This window comes from Streptomyces katrae (assembly GCF_000966975.1).
Lineage (GTDB): Bacteria > Actinomycetota > Actinomycetes > Streptomycetales > Streptomycetaceae > Streptomyces > Streptomyces katrae.
On record NZ_JZWV01000117.1, the window covers coordinates 1 to 23,816 of the forward strand.

The 23,816-nt window shown below is 72.0% G+C and carries 22 protein-coding genes and 1 pseudogene; 12 read left to right on the forward strand and 11 right to left on the reverse strand.

From position 1 onward, the window contains the following. The 3 genes from VR44_RS06260 to tyrS all read left to right on the forward strand — a co-directional run. A partial coding sequence (locus VR44_RS06260; RefSeq protein WP_045946365.1) for a TldD/PmbA family protein occupies positions 1-1,045 on the forward strand: 1,045 nt, incomplete at its 5' end. Beyond that, a complete protein-coding gene (locus VR44_RS06265) occupies positions 1,042-2,430 on the forward strand; it encodes a metallopeptidase TldD-related protein (RefSeq protein WP_045946366.1) in 1,389 nt (462 codons plus the stop codon). The genes VR44_RS06260 and VR44_RS06265, both read left to right, overlap by 4 nt. A gap of 52 nt (positions 2,431-2,482) precedes the next feature. Beyond that, a complete protein-coding gene (tyrS, locus tag VR44_RS06270; protein ID WP_045946367.1) occupies positions 2,483-3,751 on the forward strand; it encodes a tyrosine--tRNA ligase in 1,269 nt (422 codons plus the stop codon). A 60-nt stretch (positions 3,752-3,811) separates the two neighbouring features. Here tyrS and VR44_RS06275 read toward each other — a convergent pair whose 3' ends face one another. Beyond that, entirely contained in the window at positions 3,812-4,090 is a 279-nt protein-coding gene (locus VR44_RS06275; RefSeq protein WP_045946368.1) for a GlsB/YeaQ/YmgE family stress response membrane protein, read from the reverse strand. A gap of 137 nt (positions 4,091-4,227) precedes the next feature. Here VR44_RS06275 and VR44_RS06280 point away from each other — a divergent pair, with 137 nt between their 5' ends. Together VR44_RS06280 and VR44_RS06285 are read left to right on the forward strand one after the other, a co-directional pair. Then, positions 4,228-4,560, forward strand: coding sequence for a DUF3099 domain-containing protein (locus VR44_RS06280; protein WP_045946384.1), 333 nt, complete (start codon positions 4,228-4,230; stop codon positions 4,558-4,560). A 138-nt stretch (positions 4,561-4,698) separates the two neighbouring features. Then, positions 4,699-4,926, forward strand: coding sequence for a hypothetical protein (locus VR44_RS06285; RefSeq protein WP_045946369.1), 228 nt, complete (start codon positions 4,699-4,701; stop codon positions 4,924-4,926). A gap of 80 nt (positions 4,927-5,006) precedes the next feature. On the opposite strand, the gene moaA is transcribed toward VR44_RS06285, so the two are convergent. The 3 genes from moaA to VR44_RS06300 all read right to left on the reverse strand — a co-directional run bounded on the left by moaA (position 5,007) and on the right by VR44_RS06300 (position 8,155). Next, positions 5,007-5,996: a GTP 3',8-cyclase MoaA gene (gene moaA, locus VR44_RS06290; RefSeq protein WP_045946370.1), complete on the reverse strand. Its 990-nt coding sequence runs from the start codon at positions 5,994-5,996 to the stop codon at positions 5,007-5,009. Positions 5,997-6,161: 165 nt separating this feature from the next. Further along, positions 6,162-7,787, reverse strand: a complete 1,626-nt coding sequence (locus VR44_RS06295) for a solute symporter family protein (protein ID WP_045946371.1) — start codon at positions 7,785-7,787, stop codon at positions 6,162-6,164. After that, complete coding sequence (locus tag VR44_RS06300) at positions 7,784-8,155, reverse strand: DUF485 domain-containing protein (RefSeq protein WP_045946372.1); 372 nt, start codon at positions 8,153-8,155, stop codon at positions 7,784-7,786. The genes VR44_RS06295 and VR44_RS06300 overlap by 4 nt, the downstream gene beginning before the upstream one ends. Before the next feature lie 276 nt (positions 8,156-8,431). Here VR44_RS06300 and VR44_RS06305 point away from each other — a divergent pair, with 276 nt between their 5' ends. Next, positions 8,432-9,976 (forward strand): S8 family serine peptidase, encoded by a 1,545-nt coding sequence (locus VR44_RS06305; RefSeq protein WP_045946373.1) that lies wholly within the window; start codon positions 8,432-8,434, stop codon positions 9,974-9,976. A 64-nt stretch (positions 9,977-10,040) separates the two neighbouring features. Here VR44_RS06305 and VR44_RS06310 read toward each other — a convergent pair whose 3' ends face one another. Genes VR44_RS06310 through VR44_RS06320 form a run of 3 tightly spaced genes read right to left on the reverse strand, consistent with a single transcriptional unit; the run spans position 10,041 to position 12,670 of the window. Further along, on the reverse strand, positions 10,041-11,084 hold the full coding sequence (locus VR44_RS06310) for a zinc-dependent alcohol dehydrogenase family protein (RefSeq protein WP_045946374.1): 1,044 nt from the start codon (positions 11,082-11,084) through the stop codon (positions 10,041-10,043). 33 nt (positions 11,085-11,117) lie between these two features. Continuing rightward, on the reverse strand, positions 11,118-11,738 hold the full coding sequence (locus tag VR44_RS06315; RefSeq protein ID WP_094191462.1) for a lysoplasmalogenase: 621 nt from the start codon (positions 11,736-11,738) through the stop codon (positions 11,118-11,120). A gap of 56 nt (positions 11,739-11,794) precedes the next feature. After that, positions 11,795-12,670, reverse strand: a complete 876-nt coding sequence (locus VR44_RS06320; RefSeq protein WP_045946376.1) for a sterol desaturase family protein — start codon at positions 12,668-12,670, stop codon at positions 11,795-11,797. 92 nt (positions 12,671-12,762) lie between these two features. Between VR44_RS06320 and VR44_RS06325 the strand changes: the two genes are divergently transcribed. Next, positions 12,763-15,834 (forward strand): NACHT domain-containing protein, encoded by a 3,072-nt coding sequence (locus VR44_RS06325; protein ID WP_045946377.1) that lies wholly within the window; start codon positions 12,763-12,765, stop codon positions 15,832-15,834. 23 nt (positions 15,835-15,857) lie between these two features. Here VR44_RS06325 and VR44_RS06330 read toward each other — a convergent pair whose 3' ends face one another. From VR44_RS06330 to VR44_RS06345, 4 genes are read right to left on the reverse strand one after another with little or no spacing between them, the layout of a single operon-like run. Further along, positions 15,858-17,078 (reverse strand): amidohydrolase family protein, encoded by a 1,221-nt coding sequence (locus tag VR44_RS06330; protein WP_045946378.1) that lies wholly within the window; start codon positions 17,076-17,078, stop codon positions 15,858-15,860. Continuing rightward, complete coding sequence (locus VR44_RS06335; RefSeq protein WP_045946379.1) at positions 17,075-18,367, reverse strand: amidohydrolase family protein; 1,293 nt, start codon at positions 18,365-18,367, stop codon at positions 17,075-17,077. The genes VR44_RS06330 and VR44_RS06335 overlap by 4 nt, the downstream gene beginning before the upstream one ends. A 10-nt stretch (positions 18,368-18,377) precedes the next feature. Beyond that, positions 18,378-19,262, reverse strand: coding sequence for an SDR family NAD(P)-dependent oxidoreductase (locus tag VR44_RS06340; protein ID WP_045946380.1), 885 nt, complete (start codon positions 19,260-19,262; stop codon positions 18,378-18,380). A gap of 1 nt (position 19,263) precedes the next feature. Next, positions 19,264-20,061 (reverse strand): acetoacetate decarboxylase family protein, encoded by a 798-nt coding sequence (locus VR44_RS06345; protein ID WP_045946385.1) that lies wholly within the window; start codon positions 20,059-20,061, stop codon positions 19,264-19,266. A gap of 148 nt (positions 20,062-20,209) precedes the next feature. On the opposite strand from VR44_RS06345, the gene VR44_RS06350 reads away from it, so the two are divergent. The 5 genes and pseudogenes from VR44_RS06350 (at position 20,210) to VR44_RS06365 (ending at position 23,748) form a co-directional block, all read left to right on the forward strand. Then, complete coding sequence (locus tag VR44_RS06350; protein WP_045946381.1) at positions 20,210-20,830, forward strand: TetR/AcrR family transcriptional regulator; 621 nt, start codon at positions 20,210-20,212, stop codon at positions 20,828-20,830. Positions 20,831-20,873: 43 nt separating this feature from the next. After that, positions 20,874-21,857 carry a DEDDh family exonuclease gene (locus tag VR44_RS06355; RefSeq protein ID WP_045946382.1) on the forward strand — a complete coding sequence of 328 codons (984 nt, stop codon included), beginning with the start codon at positions 20,874-20,876 and terminating at the stop codon, positions 21,855-21,857. 101 nt (positions 21,858-21,958) lie between these two features. Then, a pseudogene (locus VR44_RS42275) lies at positions 21,959-22,141 on the forward strand (hypothetical protein); the annotation flags it as partial. Positions 22,142-22,190: 49 nt separating this feature from the next. Then, positions 22,191-22,982, forward strand: a complete 792-nt coding sequence (locus VR44_RS06360; RefSeq protein ID WP_045946386.1) for an SURF1 family cytochrome oxidase biogenesis protein — start codon at positions 22,191-22,193, stop codon at positions 22,980-22,982. 10 nt (positions 22,983-22,992) lie between these two features. After that, the gene (locus tag VR44_RS06365) at positions 22,993-23,748 is read left to right on the forward strand and encodes an SDR family oxidoreductase (RefSeq protein ID WP_045946383.1); all 756 of its coding nucleotides are present in this window, start codon (positions 22,993-22,995) and stop codon (positions 23,746-23,748) included. Positions 23,749-23,816: the final 68 nt, after the last annotated feature.

Here is a 23,816-nt window from a genome sequence, read left to right on the forward strand (position 1 = left end):
CCACGTGGACGCCTCGCTGCTCGCCGTCCACGAGAACAAGTTCTACGCCGACACCGCGGGCACCACGACCACCCAGCAGCGGGTGCGCGTCCACCCGCAGCTCACCGCGGTCGCCGTGAACGCCACCACCGGCGAGTTCGACTCCATGCGCACCATCGCCCCGCCCGCCGGACGCGGCTGGGAGTACCTGACCGGCACCGGCTGGGACTGGAACACCGAGCTGGAGCAGATCCCGGGCCTGCTGGCCGAGAAGATGCGGGCCCCGAGCGTCGAGGCGGGCCGCTACGACCTGGTCGTGGACCCGTCCAACCTGTGGCTCACCATCCACGAGTCCATCGGCCACGCCACCGAGCTCGACCGGGCGCTGGGCTACGAGGCGGCGTACGCGGGCACCTCGTTCGCCACCTTCGACCAGCTGGGCACGCTCAAGTACGGCTCCTCGATCATGAACGTGACCGGCGACCGCACCGCCGAGCACGGCCTGGCCACCATCGGCTACGACGACGAGGGCGTCGAGGCGCAGAGCTGGGACCTGGTCAAGGACGGCACCCTGACCGGCTACCAGACCGACCGCCGGATCGCGAAGCTGACCGGCCTGGGCCGCTCCAACGGCTGCGCCTACGCCGACTCCCCCGGGCACGTGCCCGTCCAGCGGATGGCGAACGTCTCGCTCCAGCCGGACCCGGGCGGGCTGTCCACCGAGGACCTGATCGGCGGGGTGGAGCGCGGGATCTACGTGGTCGGCGACCGCTCCTGGTCCATCGACATGCAGCGCTACAACTTCCAGTTCACCGGGCAGCGCTTCTTCCGGATCGAGAACGGCCGGCTGGCCGGGCAGCTGCGCGACGTCGCGTACCAGGCCACGACCACCGACTTCTGGGGTTCGATGGAGAAGGTCGGCGGCCCGCAGACCTACGTCCTGGGCGGCGCCTTCAACTGCGGGAAGGCCCAGCCGGGCCAGGTCGCGGCGGTCTCCCACGGCTGCCCGTCCGCCCTGTTCCGCGACGTGAACATCCTGAACACGACCCAGGAGGCCGGCCGATGAGCCGTACGAAGCCCCACGAGATCGTCGAGCGGGCCCTGGAGCTGTCCACCGCCGACGGCTGCGTGGTCATCGCCGACGAGGAGTCCAGCGCCAACCTGCGCTGGGCGGGGAACGCGCTGACCACCAACGGCGTCACCCGCGGCCGGACCCTCACCGTGATCGCCACCGTCGACGGCGGTCAGGGGACGGCCTCGGGGGTCGTCTCGCGCTCCGCCGTCACCGCCGCCGACCTGGAGCCCCTCGTACGGGCCGCCGAGGCGGCCGCGCGGGCCGCCGGCCCCGCTGAGGACGCCCAGCCGCTGGTCACCGGGACCCCGGCCTCGCCGGACTTCACCGACGGCCCCGACGAGACCTCCTCGGCGGTGTTCGCGGACTTCGCCCCGGCCCTCGGCGAGGCCTTCGCCCGGGCCCGCGCGGGCGGCCGGGAGCTGTACGGCTTCGCCAACCACGAGCTGGTCTCCACGTACGTGGGCACCTCGACGGGCCTGCGGCTGCGCCACGACCAGCCGAACGGCACCCTGGAGCTCAACGCCAAGTCCCCGGACCGGTCGCGCTCCGCCTGGGCCGGGCGGGCCACCCGTGACTTCAAGGACGTGGACCCGACCGTCCTGGACGCCGAGCTCGCCGTCCGCCTCGGCTGGGCCGAGCGGAAGGTCGAGCTGCCCGCCGGCCGGTACGAGACCCTGCTGCCCCCGACAGCCGTGGCCGACCTGCTGATCTACCAGATGTGGTCGGCGGCGGCCCGGGACGCGGCGGAGGGCCGGACGGTCTTCTCCAAGCCCGGCGGCGGCACCCGGATCGGTGAAAGGCTCTCGCGGCTGCCGCTGACCCTGCGCAGCGACCCGAACGCCCCCGGCCTGGAGTCGGCGCCGTTCGTGATCGCGCACAGCTCGGGCGACGACGCCTCGGTGTTCGACAACGGTCTGCCGGTGCCGGCGACCGAGTGGATCAGCGGCGGCGAGCTGGCCCGGCTGACCACGACCCGGCACAGCGCCGGGCTGACCGGGCTGCCGCTCTCCCCCGCCTTCGGGAACCTGATCCTGGAGGGGGGCGGGGACAGGTCCCTGGAGGAGATGGTCGCGTCCACCGAGCGGGGCCTGCTGCTGACCTGCCTCTGGTACATCCGCGAGGTCGACCCGGCGACGCTGCTGCTGACGGGCCTGACCCGGGACGGCGTCTACCTGGTGGAGAACGGGCAGGTCACGGGCGAGGTGAACAATTTCCGGTTCAACGAGTCCCCGGTGGACCTGCTCTCGCGCGCCACGGAGGCGGGGCGCACCGAGAGGACCCTGCCGCGGGAGTGGGGCGACTGGTTCACGCGGGCCGCGATGCCGCCCGTCCGCATCCCGGACTTCAACATGAGTTCGGTCAGCAAGGGCGTCTGACGCACCTAGACTGAGCACGGCATTTCCACAATTCGTAAGGAGTCGAGAGACCGTGACGGACATCGTCGACGAACTGAAGTGGCGCGGGCTGTTCGCCCAGTCCACCGATGAAGAAGCGCTGCGCAAGGCCTTCGCGGACGGTCCCGTCACGTTCTATTGCGGCTTCGACCCGACCGCCGCCTCGCTGCACGTGGGACACCTGGTGCAGGTGCTGACCGTGCGCCGGCTCCAGCAGGCGGGCCACCGCCCGCTGGCGCTGGTCGGCGGGGCGACCGGGCAGATCGGCGACCCGCGCCCGACGGCCGAGCGGACGCTGAACGACCCGGAGACCGTCGCGAACTGGGTGACGCGCCTGCGCACCCAGATCGAGCCGTTCCTGTCCTTCGAGGGCGAGAACGCGGCGGTCATGGTCAACAACCTGGACTGGACCGCGGGCATGTCCGCGATCGAGTTCCTGCGGGACATCGGCAAGCACTTCCGCGTCAACAAGATGCTGACGAAGGACTCGGTCGCCAAGCGGCTGGAGTCCGACCAGGGCATCAGCTACACGGAGTTCAGCTACCAGCTGCTCCAGGGCATGGACTTCCTGGAGCTGTACCGCCGCTACGGCTGCACCCTCCAGCAGGGCGGCTCGGACCAGTGGGGCAACCTGACGGCCGGCCTGGACCTGATCCACCGCCTGGAGCCGCAGGCCCAGGTGCACGCGCTGGCGACCCCGCTGATGGTCAAGGCGGACGGCACCAAGTTCGGCAAGTCCGAGAGCGGGGCCGTCTGGCTCGACCCGGAGATGACCACGCCGTACGCGTTCTACCAGTTCTGGCTGAACGTGGACGACCGGGACATCTCCACCTACATGCGGATCCTGTCCTTCCGGTCCCGTGAGGAGCTGGAGGAGCTGGAGGCGCAGACCGCCGAGCGTCCGCAGGCGCGGGCCGCGCAGCGGGCGCTGGCCGAGGAGCTGACCACGCTGGTGCACGGCGCGGACCAGTGCGCGGCCGTGATCGCGGCGTCGAAGGCGCTGTTCGGCCAGGGCGAGCTGGCGGAGCTGGACGCGGCCACGCTGGCGGCGGCCCTGTCCGAGCTGCCGCACGCGCAGGTGGCGGAGCTGGGCCCGGTGGTGGACCTGTTCGCGGAGACCGGCCTGGTCGCCAGCAAGTCCGCCGCCCGCCGGACCGTGAAGGAGGGCGGCGCCTACGTGAACAACGTGAAGGTGACCGCCGAGGACGCGGTCCCGGCGCAGGAGGACCTGCTGCACGGGCGCTGGCTGGTGCTGCGCCGCGGCAAGAAGAACCTGGCGGCGGTCGAGGTGACCGGCGCCTGACGGCACCCCGGCGAGGGGCCGGCCCGGACATCGCGTCCGTGCCGGCCCCTTCGTCATGGGCTACACCGTGTGGCGCTTGCCGCCGCGGAGCGCCAGGTAGACCATCTCCCCCAGCGCGACGATGGCGACGGCTCCGGCGAGCTGGAGCAGGTGCCGGGTCCAGTCGATGCCGCGGGTGTCGTGGACACCGATCCACGTCGCCACGGCATTGCCGAGGACGCCGCCGATGATGCCGAAGACGGTGGTCAGCCAGAGCGGCTGGTTCTGCTTGCCTGGCAGGATGGCCCGGGCTATGAGGCCCAGCACGAAACCGACGATGATCGCCCACAACCAAGACATGTCGAGCCTCCTCGTGGCGCGCGGTGTGCGCGCGTGCGCCCAGTCTCGGGCCGCGGGGCGGAGTACGCATGTCGGGCGGCTCCGTCCGGGCGGTACCCGCTCTCCCCGCCGCCCTGGGGGCGGCGTACCGTGGGAGCATGCAGCGGACGAAGCGGAACGGGGCCGAGGTCTTCCGGATCACCGGTGCCCGCATGGGACTCGCGGAGGACGTACGGGGGCGCCAGCGCCGGTACGTGATCTCGATGGGCATCAGGACCCTGTCGGTGGTCGCCACGGTGATCCTGTGGAACGTGGAGCGCCATGTGGCCATCGTGACGCTCGCCGCGGGCCTGCTGCTCCCCTACATCGCGGTGGTGATCGCGAACGCCGGGCGCGAGTCGACGCCCTCCCTGCCGTCGCACTTCGTGCCCGCCCCTGTGCGCCCCGCACTGGAGCCGGGGAACCTCAGGAAAACCTCAGATCAATCATGAAGTTCCGGTGCACCCCACCCGGTCCTGCGTGACATACTGCCTACGCGCTCCGCATCCCCCGTCGGAGCGACGGACCGACGCCGGGCAGCTCCCCCCGTGGCTGCCCGGCGTCGCCCTTCCGTTTGTAGGGTGGGGCCCGTGACGTCTTCCGATACCCCCACCTGCTCCGCCAAGGGCTGCCGCGACGCGGCCGTATGGGTCCTGGCCTGGAACAACCCCAAGCTGCACACGCCGGAGCGGCGCAAGACCTGGCTGGCGTGCGAGGAACACCGCGAGCACCTCTCCCAGTTCCTCGGGGTCCGCGGCTTCCTCAAGGACGTCGTACGGCTGGAGGAGTGGGTACAGCCGGAGGGCTCGGAGCGCTGAACCCTCCCACGGACGCCGAAAGCCCCCTCCCGGTGCGGAGGGGGCTTTCCTGTGCGTGGGCGCCGGCGGGAGGCCGGCCCTCAGCCGCCGATCGCGGACATCGGGCGGTCCGGCTGGAGGAAGGACGGGTCGTCGAGGCCGGAGCCGGCCTTCTTGCCCCACATCGCCACCTTCCACAGGCGGGCGATCTCCTCGTCCGGGGCGCCCGAGCGCAGCGCGGAGCGCAGGTCGGACTCCTCGGTGGCGAACAGGCACGTACGGACCTGGCCGTCGGCCGTGAGCCGGGTGCGGTCGCAGGCGCCGCAGAAGGGGCGGGTGACGGAGGCGATGACCCCGACGGTGGCCGGGCCGCCGTCGACCACCCAGCGCTCGGCGGGGGCGGAGCCGCGCTCCTCGGCGCCCTCCTCGGTGAGGGTGAAGCGGGTGCGCAGGGACTGGAGGATGTCCCCGGCGGTGATCATGCCCTCGCGCTTCCAGCCGTGCTGGGCGTCGAGCGGCATCTGCTCGATGAAGCGGAGCTCGTACTCGTTCTCCACGGCCCAGGCGAGCAGGTCGGGGGCCTCGTCGTCGTTGAGCCCGGGCATCAGGACGGCGTTGACCTTGACCGGGGTGAGGCCCGCCTCGCGGGCGGCGGCCATGCCGTCGATCACGTCGTGGTGGCGGTCGCGGCGGGTGAGGGTCTTGAAGACCTCGGGGCGCAGGGTGTCGAGCGAAACGTTCACTCGGTCCAGTCCTGCGGCCTTGAGGGCCTGCGCAGTGCGCTTGAGGCCGATGCCGTTGGTGGTCAGCGACATCCTGGGCCGGGGCTCCAGGGCCGCGCACTGTTCGACGATCCCGACCAGGCCGGGGCGCAGCAGCGGCTCGCCGCCGGTGAAGCGGACCTCGGTGATGCCCAGGTGCGTGACGGCGATGCGGATCAGCCGGACGATCTCGTCGTCGCTGAGCAGATCGGACTTCCCCAGCCACTGCAGGCCCTCTTCGGGCATGCAGTAGGTACAGCGCAGATTGCACCGGTCGGTGAGCGAGACGCGCAGGTCAGTGGCCACGCGGCCGTATGTGTCGAGAAGCACTGTGGGCCCCCTCCCCTGTCCGGATCTAGAGGTTCTATGGATCGAGCGTACGCGACCCGTGTGTCCCGGAGAGGTGCCCGAATGAACGAGACGTAACGCGGCCGCATCGTACGGAAGTACGACGCGGCCACGCACGGTGTTCGTACGGTCTCGGGGAGCGGCCCGTCAGTGGGCCCCGGTCCCGGTGAGGGAGCGCACCTCCAGCTCGGCGTACTTCTGGGGGTCGGCCTTCTCCTTGGACAGGACGGTGCCCAGCCAGCCGAGGAGGAAGCCCAGCGGGATCGAGATGATGCCGGGGTTCTCCAGCGGGAACCAGTAGAAGTCGGCGTCCTTGAACATCGAGGTCGGCTTGCCGGAGACCACCGGCGAGAAGAGGACCAGGCCGACCGCCGAGATCAGGCCGCCGTAGATGGACCACAGCGCGCCCTGGGTGGTGAAGCGCTTCCAGAAGAGGCTGTAGAGGATCGTCGGGAGGTTGGCGGAGGCGGCGACCGCGAAGGCGAGGGCGACCAGGCCGGCCACGTTCATGTCGCGGGCCAGCGCCCCGAGGAAGATCGCGACGGCGCCGATGACCACGGTGGACCAGCGGGCGGCGCGCACCTCCTCCTTCTCGGTGGCCCGTCCCTTGCGGATGACGTTGACGTAGATGTCGTGCGCGAAGGACGAGGAGGAGGCCAGGGTGAGGCCGGCGACCACGGCGAGGATGGTGGCGAAGGCCACCGCGGAGATCACCGCGAGGAGGATCGCGCCGCCGGTGGAGTCGGGGCCGCCGCCGACGGCCTGGGCGAGCAGCGGGGCCGCGGTGTTGCCGGCCTTGTTGGACTTGATGATGTCGTCGCGGTTGAGGAGGGCGGCGGCACCGAAGCCGAGGGCGATCGTCATCAGGTAGAAGGCGCCGATGATGCCGATGGCCCAGTTCACGGACTTGCGGGCGGCCTTGGCGGTGGGCACCGTGTAGAAGCGGATCAGGATGTGCGGCAGACCGGCGGTGCCCAGGACGAGGGCGAGGCCGAGGGAGAAGAAGTCCAGCTTGCTCAGCGAGTCCTTGCCGTACTTCAGGCCCGGCTCCAGGAACTTCGCCCCCTTGCCGCTGTGCTCGGCGGCCTGGCCGAGCAGGGCCGAGATGTTGAAGTTGAACTTCAGCAGCACCAGGAAGGTGATCAGCAGGGTGCCCGCGATCAGCAGCACCGCCTTGATCATCTGGACCCAGGTGGTGCCCTTCATCCCGCCGATGGTCACGTAGACGATCATCAGGACGCCGACCAGGGCGACCACGGCGATCTTTCCGCCGTCGGCGGTGATGCCCAGCAGCAGCGAGACGAGCACGCCGGCGCCGGCCATCTGCGCGAGCAGGTAGAAGATCGAGACCACGATGGTGGAGGCGCCGGCGGCGGTCCGGACGGGCCGCTGGCGCATCCGGTAGGCGAGCACGTCGCCCATCGTGTAGCGGCCGGAGTTGCGCAGCGGCTCGGCGACCAGCAGCAGGGCCACCAGCCAGGCCACGAGGAAGCCGATGGAGTAGAGGAAGCCGTCGTAGCCGAAGAGGGCGATGGCTCCGGCGATGCCGAGGAAGGACGCGGCGGACATGTAGTCGCCGGAGATGGCGAGGCCGTTCTGGAAGCCGGTGAACTGGCGGCCGCCGGCGTAGAAGTCGGCGGCGTCCTTGGTCTGGCGGCCGGCCCAGACGGTGATGATGAGGGTGGCGACGACGAACAGCCCGAACAGGGTGATGATCAGCGGGCGGTGTTCGGTGGCACCGGCGGCGGTCGTCAGGTGCGGGATGGCGCTCATGCTCCGCCCTCCAGACGGTCCTTGATGGCCTGCGCCTTGGGGTCGAGCTTGGCGGCGGCGTGCCGCGAGTACAGCCAGGCGATCAGGAACGTCGTCGCGAACTGGGCGAGTCCGAGCACGAGGGCGACGTTGACGTTGCCGAAGAGCTTGGTCCCCATGAAGTCGCCCGCGTAGTTGGACAGCAGGACGTAGAGCAGGTACCAGGCGATGAAGGCCACGGTGAGCGGGAAGGCGAAGGAGCGGTGGGAGCGGCGCAGTTCGGCGAACTCGGGGCTCTGCTGGACGCGCGCGAACTCTTCGGCCGGCACCTGGGCCGGGGCCTGGGCCGGTCCCGCGCCGCCCGGCGGCGGCGCTGCTTGCGTGGTCACGGGGGGTTCTCCTTGTGACGCGGGTGCGGTGGGGACGGACAAAACAACCTCCGTGTGGGGGGCGGTGGTGCTGAGCCCCCCGGTCAACGGCACGGCCGGCGCGCCGGGGCGGTTCAACACCCGCCGGAAATTCGGCGGCTCCGCGTTTTGAACGGCTGATTCCTCGAACTGATGGCGTAAAGGGGAACGGTGACGCTAGGTTCACCCTCGCTTGTCATGAACGCGTCCGGCGCGACCGCGTGCGGACTGCTCATTCACGGATGATGTGGAGAACCCATGGCTCATCTGGGATCCGGCCGTCGGCGGGCCCTCGCCGTTCCGGTCGGCCTGGCGCTCACGGTCTCACTCGCCTTCCTGCCCTCGGTGGCTGCCTCGGCCGCACCGCTGGGCGACACGGCGGGGCCGGCGACGGCCGCGAAGGCCGCCGCCACCGGACCCGCGCTCTCGTACGTGGCGAACCTGACCGCGTACGGGACGGCCGGGCAGGCCGTGAAGGCCATCGAGCAGGCCGGCGGGACGGTGGTGACGTCCTATGAACAGATCGGCGTCGTCGTCGCACATTCCCAGAACCCTGACTTCGCCAAGCAGCTGCGGGCCCAGCGGAACCTGTTCGTGTCCGTGGGAGCCACCCGTACGGCCCCCCTCCAGACGGTGCAGACCACCGAGGAGGGCACCACCCAGCGGCTGAGCGACGCGGACGCGGCCCGCGCGGCGGCGGCGGCCGGACCGGGGCAGGAGCCCCTCGAAGCCAACCAGTGGGACCTGCGGGCCATCAAGGCCGACCAGGCCCAGAAGGTGAACGCGGGCAGCCGGGACGTCACCGTCGGCGTCATCGACACCGGCGTGGACGACACCCACCCCGACCTCGCCCCGAACTTCTCCAAGGACCAGTCCGCCAACTGCGTGGGCGGCGTCGCGGACACCACCGACGGGGCCTGGCGCCCGTACGCGAACGGCAGCGACCACGGCACGCACGTGGCGGGCACCATCGCCGCCGCACGCAACGGGGCCGGCGTCAGCGGGGTCGCGCCGGGCGTCAAGGTCGCCGCGATCAAGGTGAGCGAGCCCGGGACCAGCCTCTTCTACACCGAGGCGGTCGTCTGCGGCTTCATGTTCGCCGCCGAGAAGGGGATCGAGGTGACCAACAACAGCTACTACGTCGACCCCTGGTACTTCAACTGCAAGACGGACGACGACCAGAAGGCGCTGGTGGAGGCCCTCACCCGGGCGAGCAGGTACGCCGAGCGCAAGGGCGTGCTGAACGTGGCCGCGGCCGGCAACGAGAACTGGGACCTGGCCGCCGACTCCATCACCGACGACACCAGCCCGGACGACGCCACCCCGACGCCGCGCACCATCGACCCCAAGGTCTGCCTGGACCTGCCCACGCAGCTGCCGGGCGTGGTCACCGTCAGCGCGACCGGCGACAAGGGCTTCCGCTCGTACTACTCCAGCTACGGCCTCGGCGTCATCGACGTGGCCGCCCCCGGCGGCGACAAGTGGCAGATCCCGGCCACCCCCGACGCCAACGGCCGGGTGCTGTCCACCCTCCCGGGCGGCGGCTACGGCTACAAGCAGGGCACCTCGATGGCCACCCCGCACGTCGCGGGCGTCGCGGCCCTCCTCAAGAGCGCGCACCCGTGGGCCACGCCCTCGCAGCTCCAGGCCATGCTCAAGGGCCAGGCGACGAAGACGGCCTGCCCGGACAAGATCTACGACAACACCGGCAGCCTGATCGACGCCACCACCTGCCAGGCCAAGTGGGGGCAGACCGGCTTCTACGGCTCGGGCGTGGTCGACGCCCTCAAGGCCGTCGAGTAGCGGCACGCGCAAGGGTGGGGGCCGGGCGGGGATCACCCGCCCGGCCCCCACCGCACCGGCCGGATCAGGGCTTGATCAGGACCTTCAGGGCGCTGCGGTCGTCCATCGCGCGGTAGCCGTCCGGGACCTCGTCCAGGGACACGGCCCGGTCGAAGACGGGTGCCGGGTCGATCGCACCGCTCAGCACGTCTTCCAGCAGCTCCGGGATGTACGCGCGGACCGGGGCCACACCGCCGCGCAGGCTGATGTTCCGGTCGAACATCACGCCGAGGTCGAGGCCGGTACCGCTGCCGTGCGGGACGCCGACGTAGCCGATGGCGCCGCCGTCGCGGGTGATGTTCACGGCCGTGCGCATGGACTGCTCGGTGCCCACGGCCTCGATGACGGCGTGCGCGCCCTGGCCGCCGGTCAGCTCGCGGACGGCCGCCTCGGCCGCCTCGCCGCGCTCGGCGACCACGTCGGTGGCCCCGAAGAGCTTGGCGATGTCCGTACGGGCGCTGTGCCGGCCCAGGGCGATGATCCGCTCGGCTCCGAGGCGCTTGGCCGCGAGGACCCCGCACAGGCCGACCGCCCCGTCACCGACGACGGCGACGGTGGAACCGGCGCGGACGCCCGCGCCCAGGGCGGCGTGGTGGCCGGTGCCCATGACGTCGGACAGGGCGAGCAGGCCGGTCAGCAGGTGGTCGTCGGAGGCGGCCGCGGCGGGCAGCTTCACCAGGGTGCCGTCGGCGTGCGGGACCCGCACGGCCTCGCCCTGGCCGCCGTCGAAGCCGACCGAGCCCCAGAAGCCGCCGTGCACGCAGGAGGTGTACAGGCCCTCGGAGCAGTAGTCGCAGGTGCCGTCGGACCACATGAAGGGGGCCACGACCAGGTCGCCGGCCTTCAGGCCGGAGACCGCGGAGCCGGTCTCCTCGACGACGCCGAGGAACTCGTGGCCGATGCGCTGGCCGGGCTGGCGCTGGGCCTCGCCGCGGTAGGCCCACAGGTCGCTGCCGCAGATGCAGGCACGCAGGACGCGGACGACGGCGTCCTCGGGGCGCTGGATCGCAGCGTCGGGCACCTCCTCCACGCGGATGTCGTGCGGGGCGTGGATGACGGTGGCGCGCATGGTGGTGCAGCCCTCCGGCTTCTCGGGGATAGTTCAGTCTTGTATGACCTCACTACGGTACGCCTGCTCCCGGCGGACCGCTCCCAGGGCCAGCAGGTACTGGGCCGCCAGGTAGGTCGCCATGATCCAGAAGTCGGGACGCGGAAGCTGCGGCCACTCGGCCACCCCGGTCGCGATGAGGGTGTCGGAGAGCAGGAACAGCGCCCCGCCCGCCCCGGCGGTCCGGCCGAAGGCGCTGGAGCGGTAGGCCATGGAGGCCAGGAGCAGGCTGTAGCCGGCGACGGGGATCCGCAGCCCGGCCGGGAGGTCCCCCCACAGCAGCGCGACGGTCCCGACGAGCGCCACGGCGTACGCGCCCCCGAGCGCGGGGCTGGTCCGCCGCCGCCCGAAGAGGGCGAGGTAGCAGACGTGCCCGGCGGCGAAGGAGCCCATCCCGATCAGGAAGGCGGGCTCGGCGCCGGAGAGCAGGGCGAGGTCCCCGCCCCAGCCGAAGAGCAGGGCGGCGACCAGCAGCCGGGGGGCGCCGAGCGTCAGCACGTACCCGGCCAGCAGCGGCATCAGCAGCGGCTTGGCGATCAGGTGCCCCGGGTGCCAGCCGGCGAGCAGCGAGACGAGGTCGGCGGCCGAGGCCGCGGCGAAGGCGGCGAGCAGCATCCGCCCGGCGGTGCCGGTGCCCTGCGGTACGGGTCGCGTGCGGAGGCGGACGGCATTCACGCGGCGGGCTCCGGCGCCTTCTCGGGCTGCGCGGTCGCGACGGGCGCGGGCTGCCAGCCGGGCCCCCGGAACACCCGCCCGGCGCGCTCGCGCCAGCTGCGGGCGGCGCGGACGTCGCGGGCGATGGCGGCGTACTCGTGGGTGGCGACGCGCAGGGGGTTGAAGGTGTCGATGTTCTTGGTGAGCCCGTAGACGGGTCGCTCCGTCTCCCCCACCCAGGACCCGAACATCCGGTCCCAGACGATCAGGATCCCGCCGAAGTTGCGGTCCAGGTAGCCGCCCTGGGAGGCGTGGTGGACGCGGTGGTGGGAGGGGGTGTTGAAGAGGTACTCGTAGGGGCGCGGCAGCTTCCCGATGCGCTCGGTGTGCACCCAGAACTGGTAGAGCAGGTTGATGCCGTAGCAGAACGGGACCGCGGCCGGATGCACCCCGAGGGCGACCATCGGCAGGTAGAACCACCAGGTGGTGGCGCTGGTCCAGGGCTGGCGCAAGGCGGTGGTGAGGTTGAAGTTCCGGCTGCTGTGGTGGACCACGTGGCAGGCCCACAGGATCCGGATGACGTGGTGGAGCCGGTGCTGCCAGTAGTAGAGGAAGTCCTGGACGAGCAGCATCAGCAGGGCGGTCCACCACAGGAACGGAACCCGCAGCGGGGTCAGTTCGTACACGGCGGTGAAGACCGCGACGACCGGGAGCTTCCAGAGGAGGTCGAAGGCGATGCTGCCGATGCCCATGGTGACGCTGGTGGCCGCGTCCTTGGCGTCGTAACCGGCGGCGTCCTCGTCGGGATGGAGCCGGTAACTGACCACCTCGATGACGGTGAGCAGCACGAAGGCGGGTATGGACCACAGCACGACATCGGGCAGATTTGGCATGGGCGCACCTTAGGGCGGGTTCCGGGGTGCCGCTAGGGGTTGTTACCGATCAGTATCCGACGGGGTTACCCGGGGTACAAGGGGGAGGGTGCATGGCAGGGGTGGAAACGGCGGTGTTGCGGGCGGCCAGCACGGCGGCGGGGTGGCTGTGGCGGTCCCGGCTGGGGCAGGTGCCGGGCGCCGGGCTCACGGACCGCCCGGTCCGGCCGGCCGCGCGCTGGCGCCGGCCGGAGGAGCTCGGCCCGCCGGAGGCGCGGAGGCTGGCCGAGGAACTGGCGGGCCGACTGGCCGGGGCGGCGCCCCGGCTGCCGGAACACGAACGCCTGGCCGCCCTCGACGCGGTGGCCGACGCCTTCGCGGCGCTGGGCGGGGCCGGCGCCGACGCCCTGTTCGCCACCGACCTGGACCCCGCGCGGCTGGCGGCGCGGCTGCCGGTGCCGGCGGGGGCGGGGCTGAGCCCGGCGGCAGAGGCCCTGGCCCGGGACCTGATCCGGCTGGCCTGCGCGCACGCGGTGGAGTACCTGACGACGCTGCCCTCGTTCGGGGCGCGGGCGGAGGTGGAACTCGTCCGGCGCGCGGGGGCGTTACAGCGGTCGGTGGACCGGCTGGCCGAACGGGCCGGCGACGGGGCGGGGCACGCCTTCGAGGAGCGGTACGCCCGCTGGGTGGCCGAAACCCACGGGCGGCTCCAGCTGTTCGGCCTGACCACCGCCCGGGCCCGGGAGGAGTGGCCGCTGGACCTGGCGTACATCAGTCTCGGCGTGAGCGGGGAGCAGCCGCTGGTCCTGCCGGGCGAGCCCGGGACGCACCGGACGACGGTCCGGGCGGAGCAGGCGCTCGGCGTGGCGGAACGGGTGCTGCTGCGGGGCCCGGCGGGCTCGGGCAAGAGCACGCTCCTCCAGTGGCTTGCGCTGAACGCCGCCCGGCAGGCCGAAGGCCCCTGGGCCCTGTGCGTACCGTTCGTCCTCCGGCTGCGGTCCTTCACGACCTCCGACCACCTGCCCCTGCCGGAGGAGTTCCTCAAGGCGGCCGGAGTACCGCTCGCCGCCCCGCCGGGCTGGGTGGAGGAGCTGATGCTGAGCGGCCGGGCCCTGGTCCTGGTCGACGGGGTGGACGAGGTCCCGCAGCGGCTGCGCGGCCGCACGGAGACCTGGCTGCGCTCCCTGATCTCGGCCTTCCCGAAGGCGCGTTACGTGGTGACCACCCGCCCGTCGGCGGTACCGGAGGACTGGCTCGCGGGCCAGGGCTTCGTCCCGCACGCGCTGCTGCCGATGGAACGGGAGGAGGTGGGCGCCTTCATCGGGCACTGGCACCGGGCCGCCCGGGCGGAGTGCCCGGGCGAGGACCTCGACGCGTACGAGACCTCCCTGCGGGAGTCGGTGACGGCCCGCCGCGACCTTGGCCGGCTGGCCACCAACCCCCTGATGTGCGCACTGCTCTGCGCCCTGAACCGGGACCGGCGCATGCAGCTGCCCCGGGCGCGGAAGGAGCTGTACGACGCGGCGCTGGACATGCTGCTGGTCCGGCGGGACACGGAGCGGGAGATCGCGGGGGTGGAGGGGGTCTACCTCACCCGTGACGAACAGATCCTGCTGCTCCAGCGGTTCGCGTACTGGCTGATCCGCAACGGGCAGGTGGAGGCCGGTCGGGACGAAGCGGTCGAGCTGGTCGCGGAGTGGCTGGAGGTCATGCCGCAGGTCCAGGGGGACCCGGAGCAGGTCTTCACCCACCTCCTGATCCGCAGCGGGCTGCTGCGCGAGCCGGTGAAGGGCTCGGTGGACTTCGTCCACCGCACCTTCCAGGACTACCTGGGGGCCAAGGCGGCGGTGGAGTCACGCGACTTCGGGGTCCTCGTACGCAATGCCCAGGACGACACCTGGGACGACGTGGTCCGCATGGCGGTGGGCCACGCCCGCCCGGACGAACGCACCCGTATCCTCCGGGGCCTGCTGAAGCGGGCCGACAAGGTCAAGGGGGTCCGGAACAGGCTCGTCCTCCTGGCCGCCGCCTGCCTGGAACACGCCCCGGAACTGGACCCGGCCCTGCGGAGCGAGATCCAGTCCCGGACCGCCGAACTGCTGCCGCCCACGCGGTTCTCCCAGGCGGCGGAGCTGGCCAAGGCCGGTGAGCTGGTCCTGGACCTGCTGCCCGGCCCGGACACCCTGTCGGAGATGGCGGCTGCCACAGTCGTCCGTACAGCGGCCCTCGTGGGGGGACCGCGCGCCCTGGCCCGCATCGCCCGCTTCAGAACCGACGCGCGCCCCATGGTCAGGGCACAGCTCGCCAACGGCTGGCGCTACTTCGACCGGGCCGCGTACGTGGACGCCGTCCTGGCCGAGGTCGACCTGTCGCACACCTACCTGGTCTGCGACTCCGCCGAGGCATTGCGCCAGCTGGACCGGCTGCCGCGGGCGAAGTACCTGACGCTGCGCGGGGGACTCGGCATTCCCGCCGCCGTGACGGCCAGCGGCGACGTGGAGGGCATCACCTTCGAGGAGGACGAAACCCTCACCGATCTGTCCGCGCTGTCCGCACTCGGCGGCCTCTCCCAGCTGGGCCTCTACGACTGCCCCGGCGTCGAAAGCCTCGGCCCTCTCGCCGGGATGCCCCTGGACTCCCTTTCCCTCGTCCGAGTGCGCGCTGGTCTGTCCCTCAGCCCCCTCGCGTCCCTGGAGTCCCTGGCTCACCTCTCGCTGGACTACGCGACGGGCCTCACCAGCCTCTCCGGCCTGCCGGTGCCGTCACTGCGCAACCTGGGGCTGTGGCGAGGGGCGCGCCGCGTGGATCTGCACGGACTGGAGCGATGGCGGGACCTCGACGTACTGACCCTCTCCGGGGAACGCCAGGTGGCTCAGCTCGCGGCGCAGCAGTCGGTACCGACCCTGCGGATCCTGCAACTGCACGGCATGACCGTCGATCCGTCCCTGCTGATCCGGCACGAGCGGCTGGACGAGCTCTTCCTGTACAGGTGCGGCCTCGCCTCGGGGCTGGAGCCGCTGCTCGGCCTGCCGGGTCTGACCAAGCTCACGGTGAGCTTCTCCTCCGGGCCCGTCGACCTGTCCCCGCTGGCGGCCAGGCAGGACCTGTCCATCGACGTCTACGGACCCAACACCCTCCTCGGTACCGAGTTGTTCCCGCCGGACCGGATCATCTACAAGAGCTGACCCGCCCCGGCGGGACCCGTACCTCACCAGACCCGGACCGACCCCCCTCGGGCGAAGGCCGGGCTGGTGGCGTCCGGCGGGACGGACGTCAGCGGCTCGGCCACCTCCGAGACCAGCGGGCCGTGCTTCGCCGCCAGCGCGTCCAGCAGGGTCAGGTCGAAGCCGTACACCCGGGCCGCGTTGCCGCCGACCATCGCCGCGACCTCCTCCCGGGGGAGGCCCGCGTAGGCGATGCGCAGGCCCTCGCGGGAGTACGGGGTGGTGCCCTCGTCGTGGGGGTAGTCGCTGCCCCACATGATCTTGTCGAGGCCGATCCGTTCCCGCAGCGGGACCTCGTGGGGACGCATGAAGCTGGCCCCCACGAAGCAGTTGTCCCGCCACACCTCGCTCGGGCCCTTGCCCATCGAGTCGGCCAGCCCCGCCCCGAACTTGGACTCCGCCGTGGACGAGGCCGCCACCAGGCGCCCGTGGTAGTAGTCCAGCATCTGGAGGACGCCGGGGATCCAGCCCGAACCCTGCTCCGTGAGGACCAGTTTCAGGCCGGGGTGGCGGCGGAAGGCGCCGCCGAAGATCAGGTGCCACAGGGCGCGGTGCGAGAACCAGGTGGTTTCGACCATGAAGACGGCGCGGGCCGCCGGTTCGTCGCCCAGCGGCGGTGAGGCCGAGCCGCCGTGGTGGTTGACCGGGACGTCCAGTTCGTCGCAGACCGCCCAGATGGGGTCGTACGCGTCCGAGTACAGCTCCGGCACCGTCGAGCCGGGCGGGACGCCGGGCAGCAGGACGCCGCCCGTCAGCCCGGCCTCCCGGGTGCGGCGGATCTCCTTCACCGCCGCGTCCACGTCGTTCAGCAGGATCTGCGCCACCCCCGCCCGCCGGCCCGGCGCGTCCGCGCAGAAGTCGGCCATCCAGCGGTTGTGCGCCTGGAGGCCCGCCCAGCGCAGCTCGTACTCGGCCGCCGACGGGGGCTGGGCCATCAGGGAGGCCTTGGGGAAGAACGGCGGGATGGTGTTCGGGAAGACCACCTCCGCGACGATCCCGTCCGCCTCCAGCTCCGCCAGCCGGCGGGCCGAGTTCCAGTTCCGGTCGGCGGTGTCCGCGAGGAGGTCCTCGTACGGGTTCACGTACGTGGCGGCCCAGGCGTCGAACTCGTCGTGGTGGCGCTTGGCCAGGTACGGCTTGTAGTCCAGCAGGTCGGCGCCCGCGTGGCAGTCGGCCGAGATGACCGTGTAGCGGTCCCCGGTCATGACGAGACCCCCAGCACCGGGAAGTCCTCGCCGGTGAGCCAGTGCCGGCCTGTCTCGCGGGAGCGGGCCCAGGAGGCCTCCACCGACGCCTGGTCGGGCGACTGGCCCAGCTCGGCGGGCGTGGGGCCGATCCGGCGGGCGATCGGGGCGAGCCGCTCCGTGTCGAAGCCGAAGACCTCGGCCGCCGCCAGGCCCAGCATGCGCCGGGTCTCGGCGACCGGGATGTCGTGGAAGGTCTTCGCCAGCCAGTTGCGGGTGTCGGGCCAGGTCCCCTCGGGGTGCGGGAAGTCCGAGCCCCACAGGATGTTGTCCACGCCGATCTCGTAGCGCTGGGCGAGTTCGCGGCGCTTGGTGTTGGTCGCGCAGATGAAGACCTGGCGGTCCAGGTATTCGCTCGGCGGGCGCTTGAGCTCCGCGAAGGGCGAGAGCTTCTTGCCGCCGTGGGCGCCGAGGTAGAGGCGGTCCATGAACCACAGCTGGTTCGGCAGCCACCAGCAGCCCGACTCGGCCACGCCGAACTTCAGGGCCGGGTGGCGTTCGAAGACGCCGGACCACAGCAGGAACCACAGCGGGCGCGAGGGCCACCAGGTGACCTCGGAGACGTAGATGCCGAGGTGGTCGCCGTACTCGTGGCGGGGCGCGGCGCCCGAGTGGGTCACGATCGGCATCGCCGTCTCGGCGGCGGCCGCCCAGACCGGGTCGTAGCGGCGGTCGTGGTAGGGCGCCTTGTCCACCCACATGGACGGGATCATCAGGGCGCCGAGGCCGGACTCCTTGGCCCGGTGGATCTCGGCGACGACCTTGTCCGGCTCGCCGGTGACGGGGAGCAGGGCGACGCCGCAATGGCGTTCGGGATTCTGCGACACGAACTCCGCGAGCCAGCGGTTGTGCGCCTGGGCGCCGGCCATGCCGAGTGCGGGGTCCTGGTCTCCGGAGAGGCCGAGGCCCACGCCGAAGGGGGCGGCGGTCTGGCTGTCGACGGCGTCCGCGTCGGGGAAGACGACCTCGGCGGCCACCCCGTCGCCGTCGAGCTCCTTGAGCCGCTGGGTGGTGTCCCAGCCGCCCTTGAGGCCCTCCTCGTGGTCGTGGAACCACTTCTCGGCGAAGGCCTCGTTACGCACCCCGAGGCGGGTGGCCTCCTCGCGGCGGGCGTCGCGCTGGCCCAGGAACTCCTCGAACTGGCGGTGGAAGCGGGAGTCCAGGTAGGGCCGGTACCGCTCGGTGGGCAGGCCCGCGTGACAGTCGGAGGAGATGATCAGGTACGGGTCTTCGTACGCGTTCTCGCTCAACGTGAACCCCTCAGTCGAGGATGAAGCTTTCCAGGTAGGCGGGGTTGGCGCGGTCGAGCATCGACTGCGACCGGGCGCGGATCTGCCGGTCGCTGTGCTCGCTGGCCGGGAGCATCCAGAACCGGTCGGCGCGGATGCCTTCGACGACGTGCTCGGCGACCTCCTCGACCGGGGTGAACCGCACCTCGTGCCCGGCCGCGCGCATGGCGGACTCGTACTGGTCGAGGGTGCGGTACGGGGACTTGCGGGGCCGCTCCTTCGCGTAGCGCTCGGGGCGGTTGCGGTGCGACTCCCACAGCCCGGTGCGCAGCATGTGCGGTCCGGGGAAGAGGACGGAGGCGCCGACGGAGGCGCCCTCCGCCTTGAGGTGGGCGTAGAGGGACTCGGTCATGGTGACCACGGCCGCCTTGGTGACGGCGTACACGGAGGCGGTGGGCAGCGGGGCGATGCCGCCGTCGCCGGAGGAGGTGTTGACCACGTGCCCGGGGGCGCCGTCGGCGATCATGCGGGGGACGAAGGCCTGGATTCCGTGGAAGACGCCCCAGACGTTGACGGAGAAGGCCCACTTCCAGTCGTTGGGCTCGTGCTCCCACATCCGGCCCTCGGCGCCCGAGCCGACGCCCGCGTTGTTGCAGAGCACGTGGACCGCGCCGAAGGCCCCGTACGCGGCGTCGGCGAGGGAGACGACGGAGTCGCGGTCGCTGACGTCGACGGTGCGGGCGAGCACCTCGGCGCCCTCCGCGCGCAGCTCGTCGGCGGCCTTGCGCAGGGCGCCCTCCTCGACGTCGGCGAGGACCACCTTCAGCCCCTCGGCGGCGAAGCGGCAGGCCATGGCCAGTCCGATCCCGCTCGCGGCGCCGGTGACGACGGCCACCTGTCCGGTTTCGAGCCGCATGTCACGCACTCCCCTCGGGCGGGCCGTCGAAGGCCTGTTGCGGGTCGTCGTAGCGCTGGTGGAGGTAGGGGAGCAGGGCCTGGGCGCTGACCCGTTCGACGACCCGGCCCTGCTGGTCGGTGGTCTTCTCACCGATGGTCAGTTCCACGAGCCGGCGTACGGGCAGGTCGGCCACGGGATCGAACATGGACTCGCGCAGGACCACGTCACCGGTGAGGTGTTCCAGTTTGCGGACCTTCTCGTTGCGCGTGCAGTGCACGAGGACGGGGTCGCTCTCGAACCCGGTGCCGTCGACCGCCGGGAGGAACTTGAAGTAGAAGTCGGTCTTCCTCGCCGGTTCGGGCACGGGCAGTTCCCGGTCCACGGCACCGCGCACCTCCACGAAGGCGATGCCGTGCCGGGCGAGGGCGGCCCGGACGACCAGCCCGTCGCGCTCGACGGTGACCTCACCGAGCTTCTTCGGTTCGCCGAAGACCTCTCGGCCGCCGGTCAGGGCGCGCTCGTGGGTCATCGGCATGACCAGCGGGTACCAGCCCTCGACCCCGCCGTGCCGGGCGGCCACGGCGACCGAGCCGGCGCCGAGCGGGTAGCCGGGCAGGTCGACCTTGCTGATGTTGGCCCGGACGAGCGGCCGTTCGGCGGGCTTCAGGGGCGGCGGCAGGACGGCCGCCACCACGTCCGGGTCGGTCTCCCAGACGGCCACGACTCCGGTGGACCAGATGTCGGGGAGGTTCGAGCTCTTCTCGCGCGACGCGGCGATCTCCGCCTCGGTGCGCGCTCCGTACCGTACGCGTGCCATGTTCCGCACCACCCTTCTGGGGGTCCCCCGGACGGAGCCCGGGGGCCGGTTCTGTAACACAGTTACACCGCCGCCGATGAAGGGTAAAGAGGGCCGCACACAAGAAAACTGACGATCCGTCGGACCGACGGACCCGGGGAGGACGCCGATGGCGAGGAGCCCGCTCACCCGCGAGGCGGTACTGGAGACGGCCGCCGCGCTCGTCAGGCAGCACGGCCCGGCCGCCCTCACCATGCGCAAACTGGCCGCCGAGCTCGGGACGGCGGTCACCTCGATCTACTGGCACGTGGGCAACCGCGAGCAGCTCCTCGACGCCCTCGTCGAGCGGACCGTGCAGGACATGGGCGCCATCCGGCCCTCCGGCCGCACCCCCGCCGAGCGCATCGTCTCCGTGGCCCGCAGCATGCGCCGCGAACTGCGCGAGCGGCCGCACCTGATCGCCATGGTCCACGAACGCGGACTCACCGACCGGATGTTCCTGCCGGCCCAGCGGGCCCTGGTCGCCGAGGTACGGGCGGCGGGGCTGAGCGGAGCCCGCGCCGCCGACGCCGTGCGCGCCGTCCAGTTCCAGGTCGTGGGCTTCGTCCTGGTCGAGCGCAACCGCGAGCGCTCCCCCGTCCAGTCCCCCGGCGAGGGCGAACTGTGGGAACCGGCGGCCGCCCCCGGCGACCCGGCCCTGGCCCGCGCGCTGGCCCGACCGGTGGATCCGGAACGGCTCTTCCTCCTCTCGGTGCGGACCCTGACGGAAGCCCTGCTCGCGGCCGGCTGATCCGGCAGCGGACCGGAACTGTCGGTGAGGGCCCGTATCCTCTATGACCATGCTCGACGACCGTACGACCGCAGACACGACGTGGCCGACCGCGTACCCCCAGGGGTACGCGGTCGTCGACGTGGAGACGACCGGGCTCGCTCGTGACGACCGGATAGTGTCCGCGGCCGTCTACCGGCTCGACGCGCAGGGCAACGTCGAGGACCACTGGTACAGCCTGGTCAACCCGCGCCGGGACCCGGGCCCGGTCTGGATCCACGGGCTGACGAGCGAGATGCTGTCGGATGCGCCCCTGTTCGAGGACATCGCCGGGGAGTTCGCCGAGCGGCTCGCCGACCGCGTCCTCGTCGCGCACAATGCCATCTTCGACTGGCAGATGATCGCCCGGGAGTACGCGCGGGCCTCGTCGGCCGCACCGGTGCGGCAGCGGCTGTGCACCATCGCCCTGTCGAAGGAGCTGAACCTCCCGCTGCCCAACCACAAGCTGGAGTCCCTCGCCGCGCACTACGGCGTGGTCCAGCAGCGCGCCCACCACGCCCTCGACGACGCCCGGGTCCTGGCGGAGGCCTTCCGTCCGTCGCTGCACGCGGCCGCGCGGGACGGCGTACGCCTCCCCCTGCTGGAGTGCCGCCCGCTGACGGAGTGGTCGGACTCCCCCGCCACGCCCCGGGTCGGCTACCAGGCCTCGTACGGGGGCGGGGGCAGCTGGCGGGCCTCGCGGAAGCTGCCGCCCTCCCCGTACCCGAACCCGGGCCGGTTCGAGGACGGCAAGCCGCTGAAGCAGGGCATGCGGGTCGCCTTCTCCGGTGACACCTCGGTGGACCGGGAGCTGCTGGAGGACCGGGCGGTGGAGGCCGGGCTGCACATCGCGACGAGTGTGTCGCGGCTCACCAGCCTGCTCGTCACCAACGACCCCGACTCCTCGACCTCCAAGACGGTCAAGGCCAGGTCCTTCGGCACCCCGGTGGTCGACGAGGCGGCCTTCACCCAGCTGCTGCGCGACGTGGCCCCCGCCGAGGAGAAGTAGCGGCGGACCTCGCTCCTCGTATTGCTCCGGGCGGGTGCAGGCGCGGCGACTCACCCCGGCGGATCTTGTTCCGGCGGGCCGGCCCGCGAAGCATGCGAGCCATGGCACGTTGTGAGGTCTGCGGAAACGACTACGGCATGTCCTTCGAGGTTCATGCACAGGGCGCGGTTCACGTCTTCGACTGCTTCTCCTGCGCCATCCACCGGATGGCGCCGATCTGCGAGCACTGCCGGGTCCAGATCATCGGGCAGGGCGTGGAGGTCGAGGGGCAGTGGTTCTGCGGAAGGCCACCCCGCCTCCGGGGCCGTTTCCGATACGGGTACCGTCGTGGGCGTGTACCGCTTCGTCCTGACCCGGCAGTGGGTGTGCCTCACCCTCATCGCCCTCGTCCTCATCCCCGTGATGATCAAGCTGGGGTTCTGGCAGTTCCACCGCCATGAGCACCGGGTCGCCCAGAACGAGCTGATCGCGAAGAACCTGTCCGCGAAGCCGGTCCCGGTGACCGAGGTCACCTCGCCGGGCCACACCGTCCCGCGCTCCGACTACTGGCGTGCCGTCACGGCCACCGGTACGTACGACTCCGCGCACGAGGTCGTCGTGCGGATGCGCACCTCGAACGACGACAAGGTCGGCTTCCAGGTCGTGACCCCGCTCGTGCTGGGCGACGGCCGGGTGGTGCTGGTCAACCGGGGCTGGGTGCCGGGCGCCGACGACCCGACCGCCTACCCGCCGGTGCCGGCCGCGCCCTCGGGCGAGGTGACGGTCACCGGGCGGCTCAAGGCCGACGAGACGAGCGGTGGCAGCGGGATCAAGGACCGCAAGGGCCTGCCCGACCGTCAGGTGATGCTCGTGAACAGCGAGCAGCAGTCCGCCTACCTCGGCAAGCCGGTCCTCGGCGGCTACCTGGAGCTGACCTCCCCGCTGCCGCCGGGCGGCGGGCCCGAGGCGGTGGCGGAGCCCGACCACGACTCGATCGGCCCGCACATGGCGTACGCCGTGCAGTGGTGGCTGTTCGCGGCGGCGGTACCGGTGGGCTGGCTGGTCCTGGTACGCCGGGAACGGCGCGACCGCGAAGCCGCGGCCGCGGCGGCGGAGGCCGTGTCGCCGGAGCCCGCTTCGGCGTAGGTTGGGCGGCATGGATCTTGGACTGAAGGACCGTGTCTACATCGTCACCGGCGCCACCCGTGGCCTCGGCTTCGCCTCCGCCCGGGAACTGGCCGCCGACGGCGCGAAGGTACTCCTGACCGGACGCGACGCACAGCGGGCTGCCGCGGCGGCCGCCGAACTGGGTCCGGACGTGGTGGGCCTGGCCGCCGACAACGCCGACGCGGGGGCCGCGGAGCGGCTGGTGGCCGAGGCCGTCGCGCGGTTCGGGCGGCTCGACGGCATCCTCATCAGCGTCGGCGGACCGGCGCCGGGCGGGGCGACGGACAACACCGACGAGCAGTGGGCGGCGGCGTTCGAGTCGGTCTTCCTGGGCGCGGTACGGCTGGCGCGGGCGGCGGCCGCCGTACTGGGCGAGGGCGGGGTCATCGGCTTCGTCCTGTCGGGCTCGGTGCACGAGCCGATCCCCGGGCTGACCATCTCGAACGGCCTGCGGCCGGGGCTGGCGGGCTTCGCGAAGTCCCTGTCGGTGGAGCTGGGGCCGCGCGGTATCCGCGTGATCGGGCTGCTGCCGGCGCGGATCGACACCGACCGCGTGCGGGAGCTGGACGCGCTGTCCGGGGACGAGAAGGCGGTGCGGGCGGGGCACGAGTCCCGGATCCCGCTGCGGCGTTACGGCAGGCCGGAGGAGTTCGGGCGCACCGCGGCGTTCTTCCTCTCCCCGGCGGCGTCGTACCTCACGGGCGTCATGCTCCCCATCGACGGCGGCTCCCGCCACGGCTTCTGACCCCGGGGCGCGGGTCCGGGTCCGCGTGCCGCTGCGCGGAGCGGCCTCCCCGCCCCACCCTTCCTCCG

What these genes read in the sequence shown, in the direction of transcription:
- VR44_RS06265 (WP_045946366.1), top strand. Translation starts at nt 1,042, where the DNA reads ATGAGCCGTACGAAGCCCCACGAGATCGTCGAGCGGGCCCTGGAGCTG.
- VR44_RS06275 (WP_045946368.1), bottom strand. Translation starts at nt 4,090, where the DNA reads ATGTCTTGGTTGTGGGCGATCATCGTCGGTTTCGTGCTGGGCCTCATA.
- VR44_RS06280 (WP_045946384.1), top strand. Translation starts at nt 4,228, where the DNA reads ATGCAGCGGACGAAGCGGAACGGGGCCGAGGTCTTCCGGATCACCGGT.
- VR44_RS06295 (WP_045946371.1), bottom strand. Translation starts at nt 7,787, where the DNA reads ATGAGCGCCATCCCGCACCTGACGACCGCCGCCGGTGCCACCGAACAC.
- VR44_RS06305 (WP_045946373.1), top strand. Translation starts at nt 8,432, where the DNA reads ATGGCTCATCTGGGATCCGGCCGTCGGCGGGCCCTCGCCGTTCCGGTC.
- VR44_RS06310 (WP_045946374.1), bottom strand. Translation starts at nt 11,084, where the DNA reads ATGCGCGCCACCGTCATCCACGCCCCGCACGACATCCGCGTGGAGGAG.
- VR44_RS06315 (WP_094191462.1), bottom strand. Translation starts at nt 11,738, where the DNA reads ATGCTGCTCGCCGCCTTCGCCGCGGCCTCGGCCGCCGACCTCGTCTCG.
- VR44_RS06320 (WP_045946376.1), bottom strand. Translation starts at nt 12,670, where the DNA reads ATGCCAAATCTGCCCGATGTCGTGCTGTGGTCCATACCCGCCTTCGTG.
- VR44_RS06325 (WP_045946377.1), top strand. Translation starts at nt 12,763, where the DNA reads ATGGCAGGGGTGGAAACGGCGGTGTTGCGGGCGGCCAGCACGGCGGCG.
- VR44_RS06330 (WP_045946378.1), bottom strand. Translation starts at nt 17,078, where the DNA reads ATGACCGGGGACCGCTACACGGTCATCTCGGCCGACTGCCACGCGGGC.
- VR44_RS06340 (WP_045946380.1), bottom strand. Translation starts at nt 19,262, where the DNA reads ATGCGGCTCGAAACCGGACAGGTGGCCGTCGTCACCGGCGCCGCGAGC.
- VR44_RS06345 (WP_045946385.1), bottom strand. Translation starts at nt 20,061, where the DNA reads ATGGCACGCGTACGGTACGGAGCGCGCACCGAGGCGGAGATCGCCGCG.
- VR44_RS06350 (WP_045946381.1), top strand. Translation starts at nt 20,210, where the DNA reads ATGGCGAGGAGCCCGCTCACCCGCGAGGCGGTACTGGAGACGGCCGCC.
- VR44_RS06355 (WP_045946382.1), top strand. Translation starts at nt 20,874, where the DNA reads ATGACCATGCTCGACGACCGTACGACCGCAGACACGACGTGGCCGACC.
- VR44_RS06365 (WP_045946383.1), top strand. Translation starts at nt 22,993, where the DNA reads ATGGATCTTGGACTGAAGGACCGTGTCTACATCGTCACCGGCGCCACC.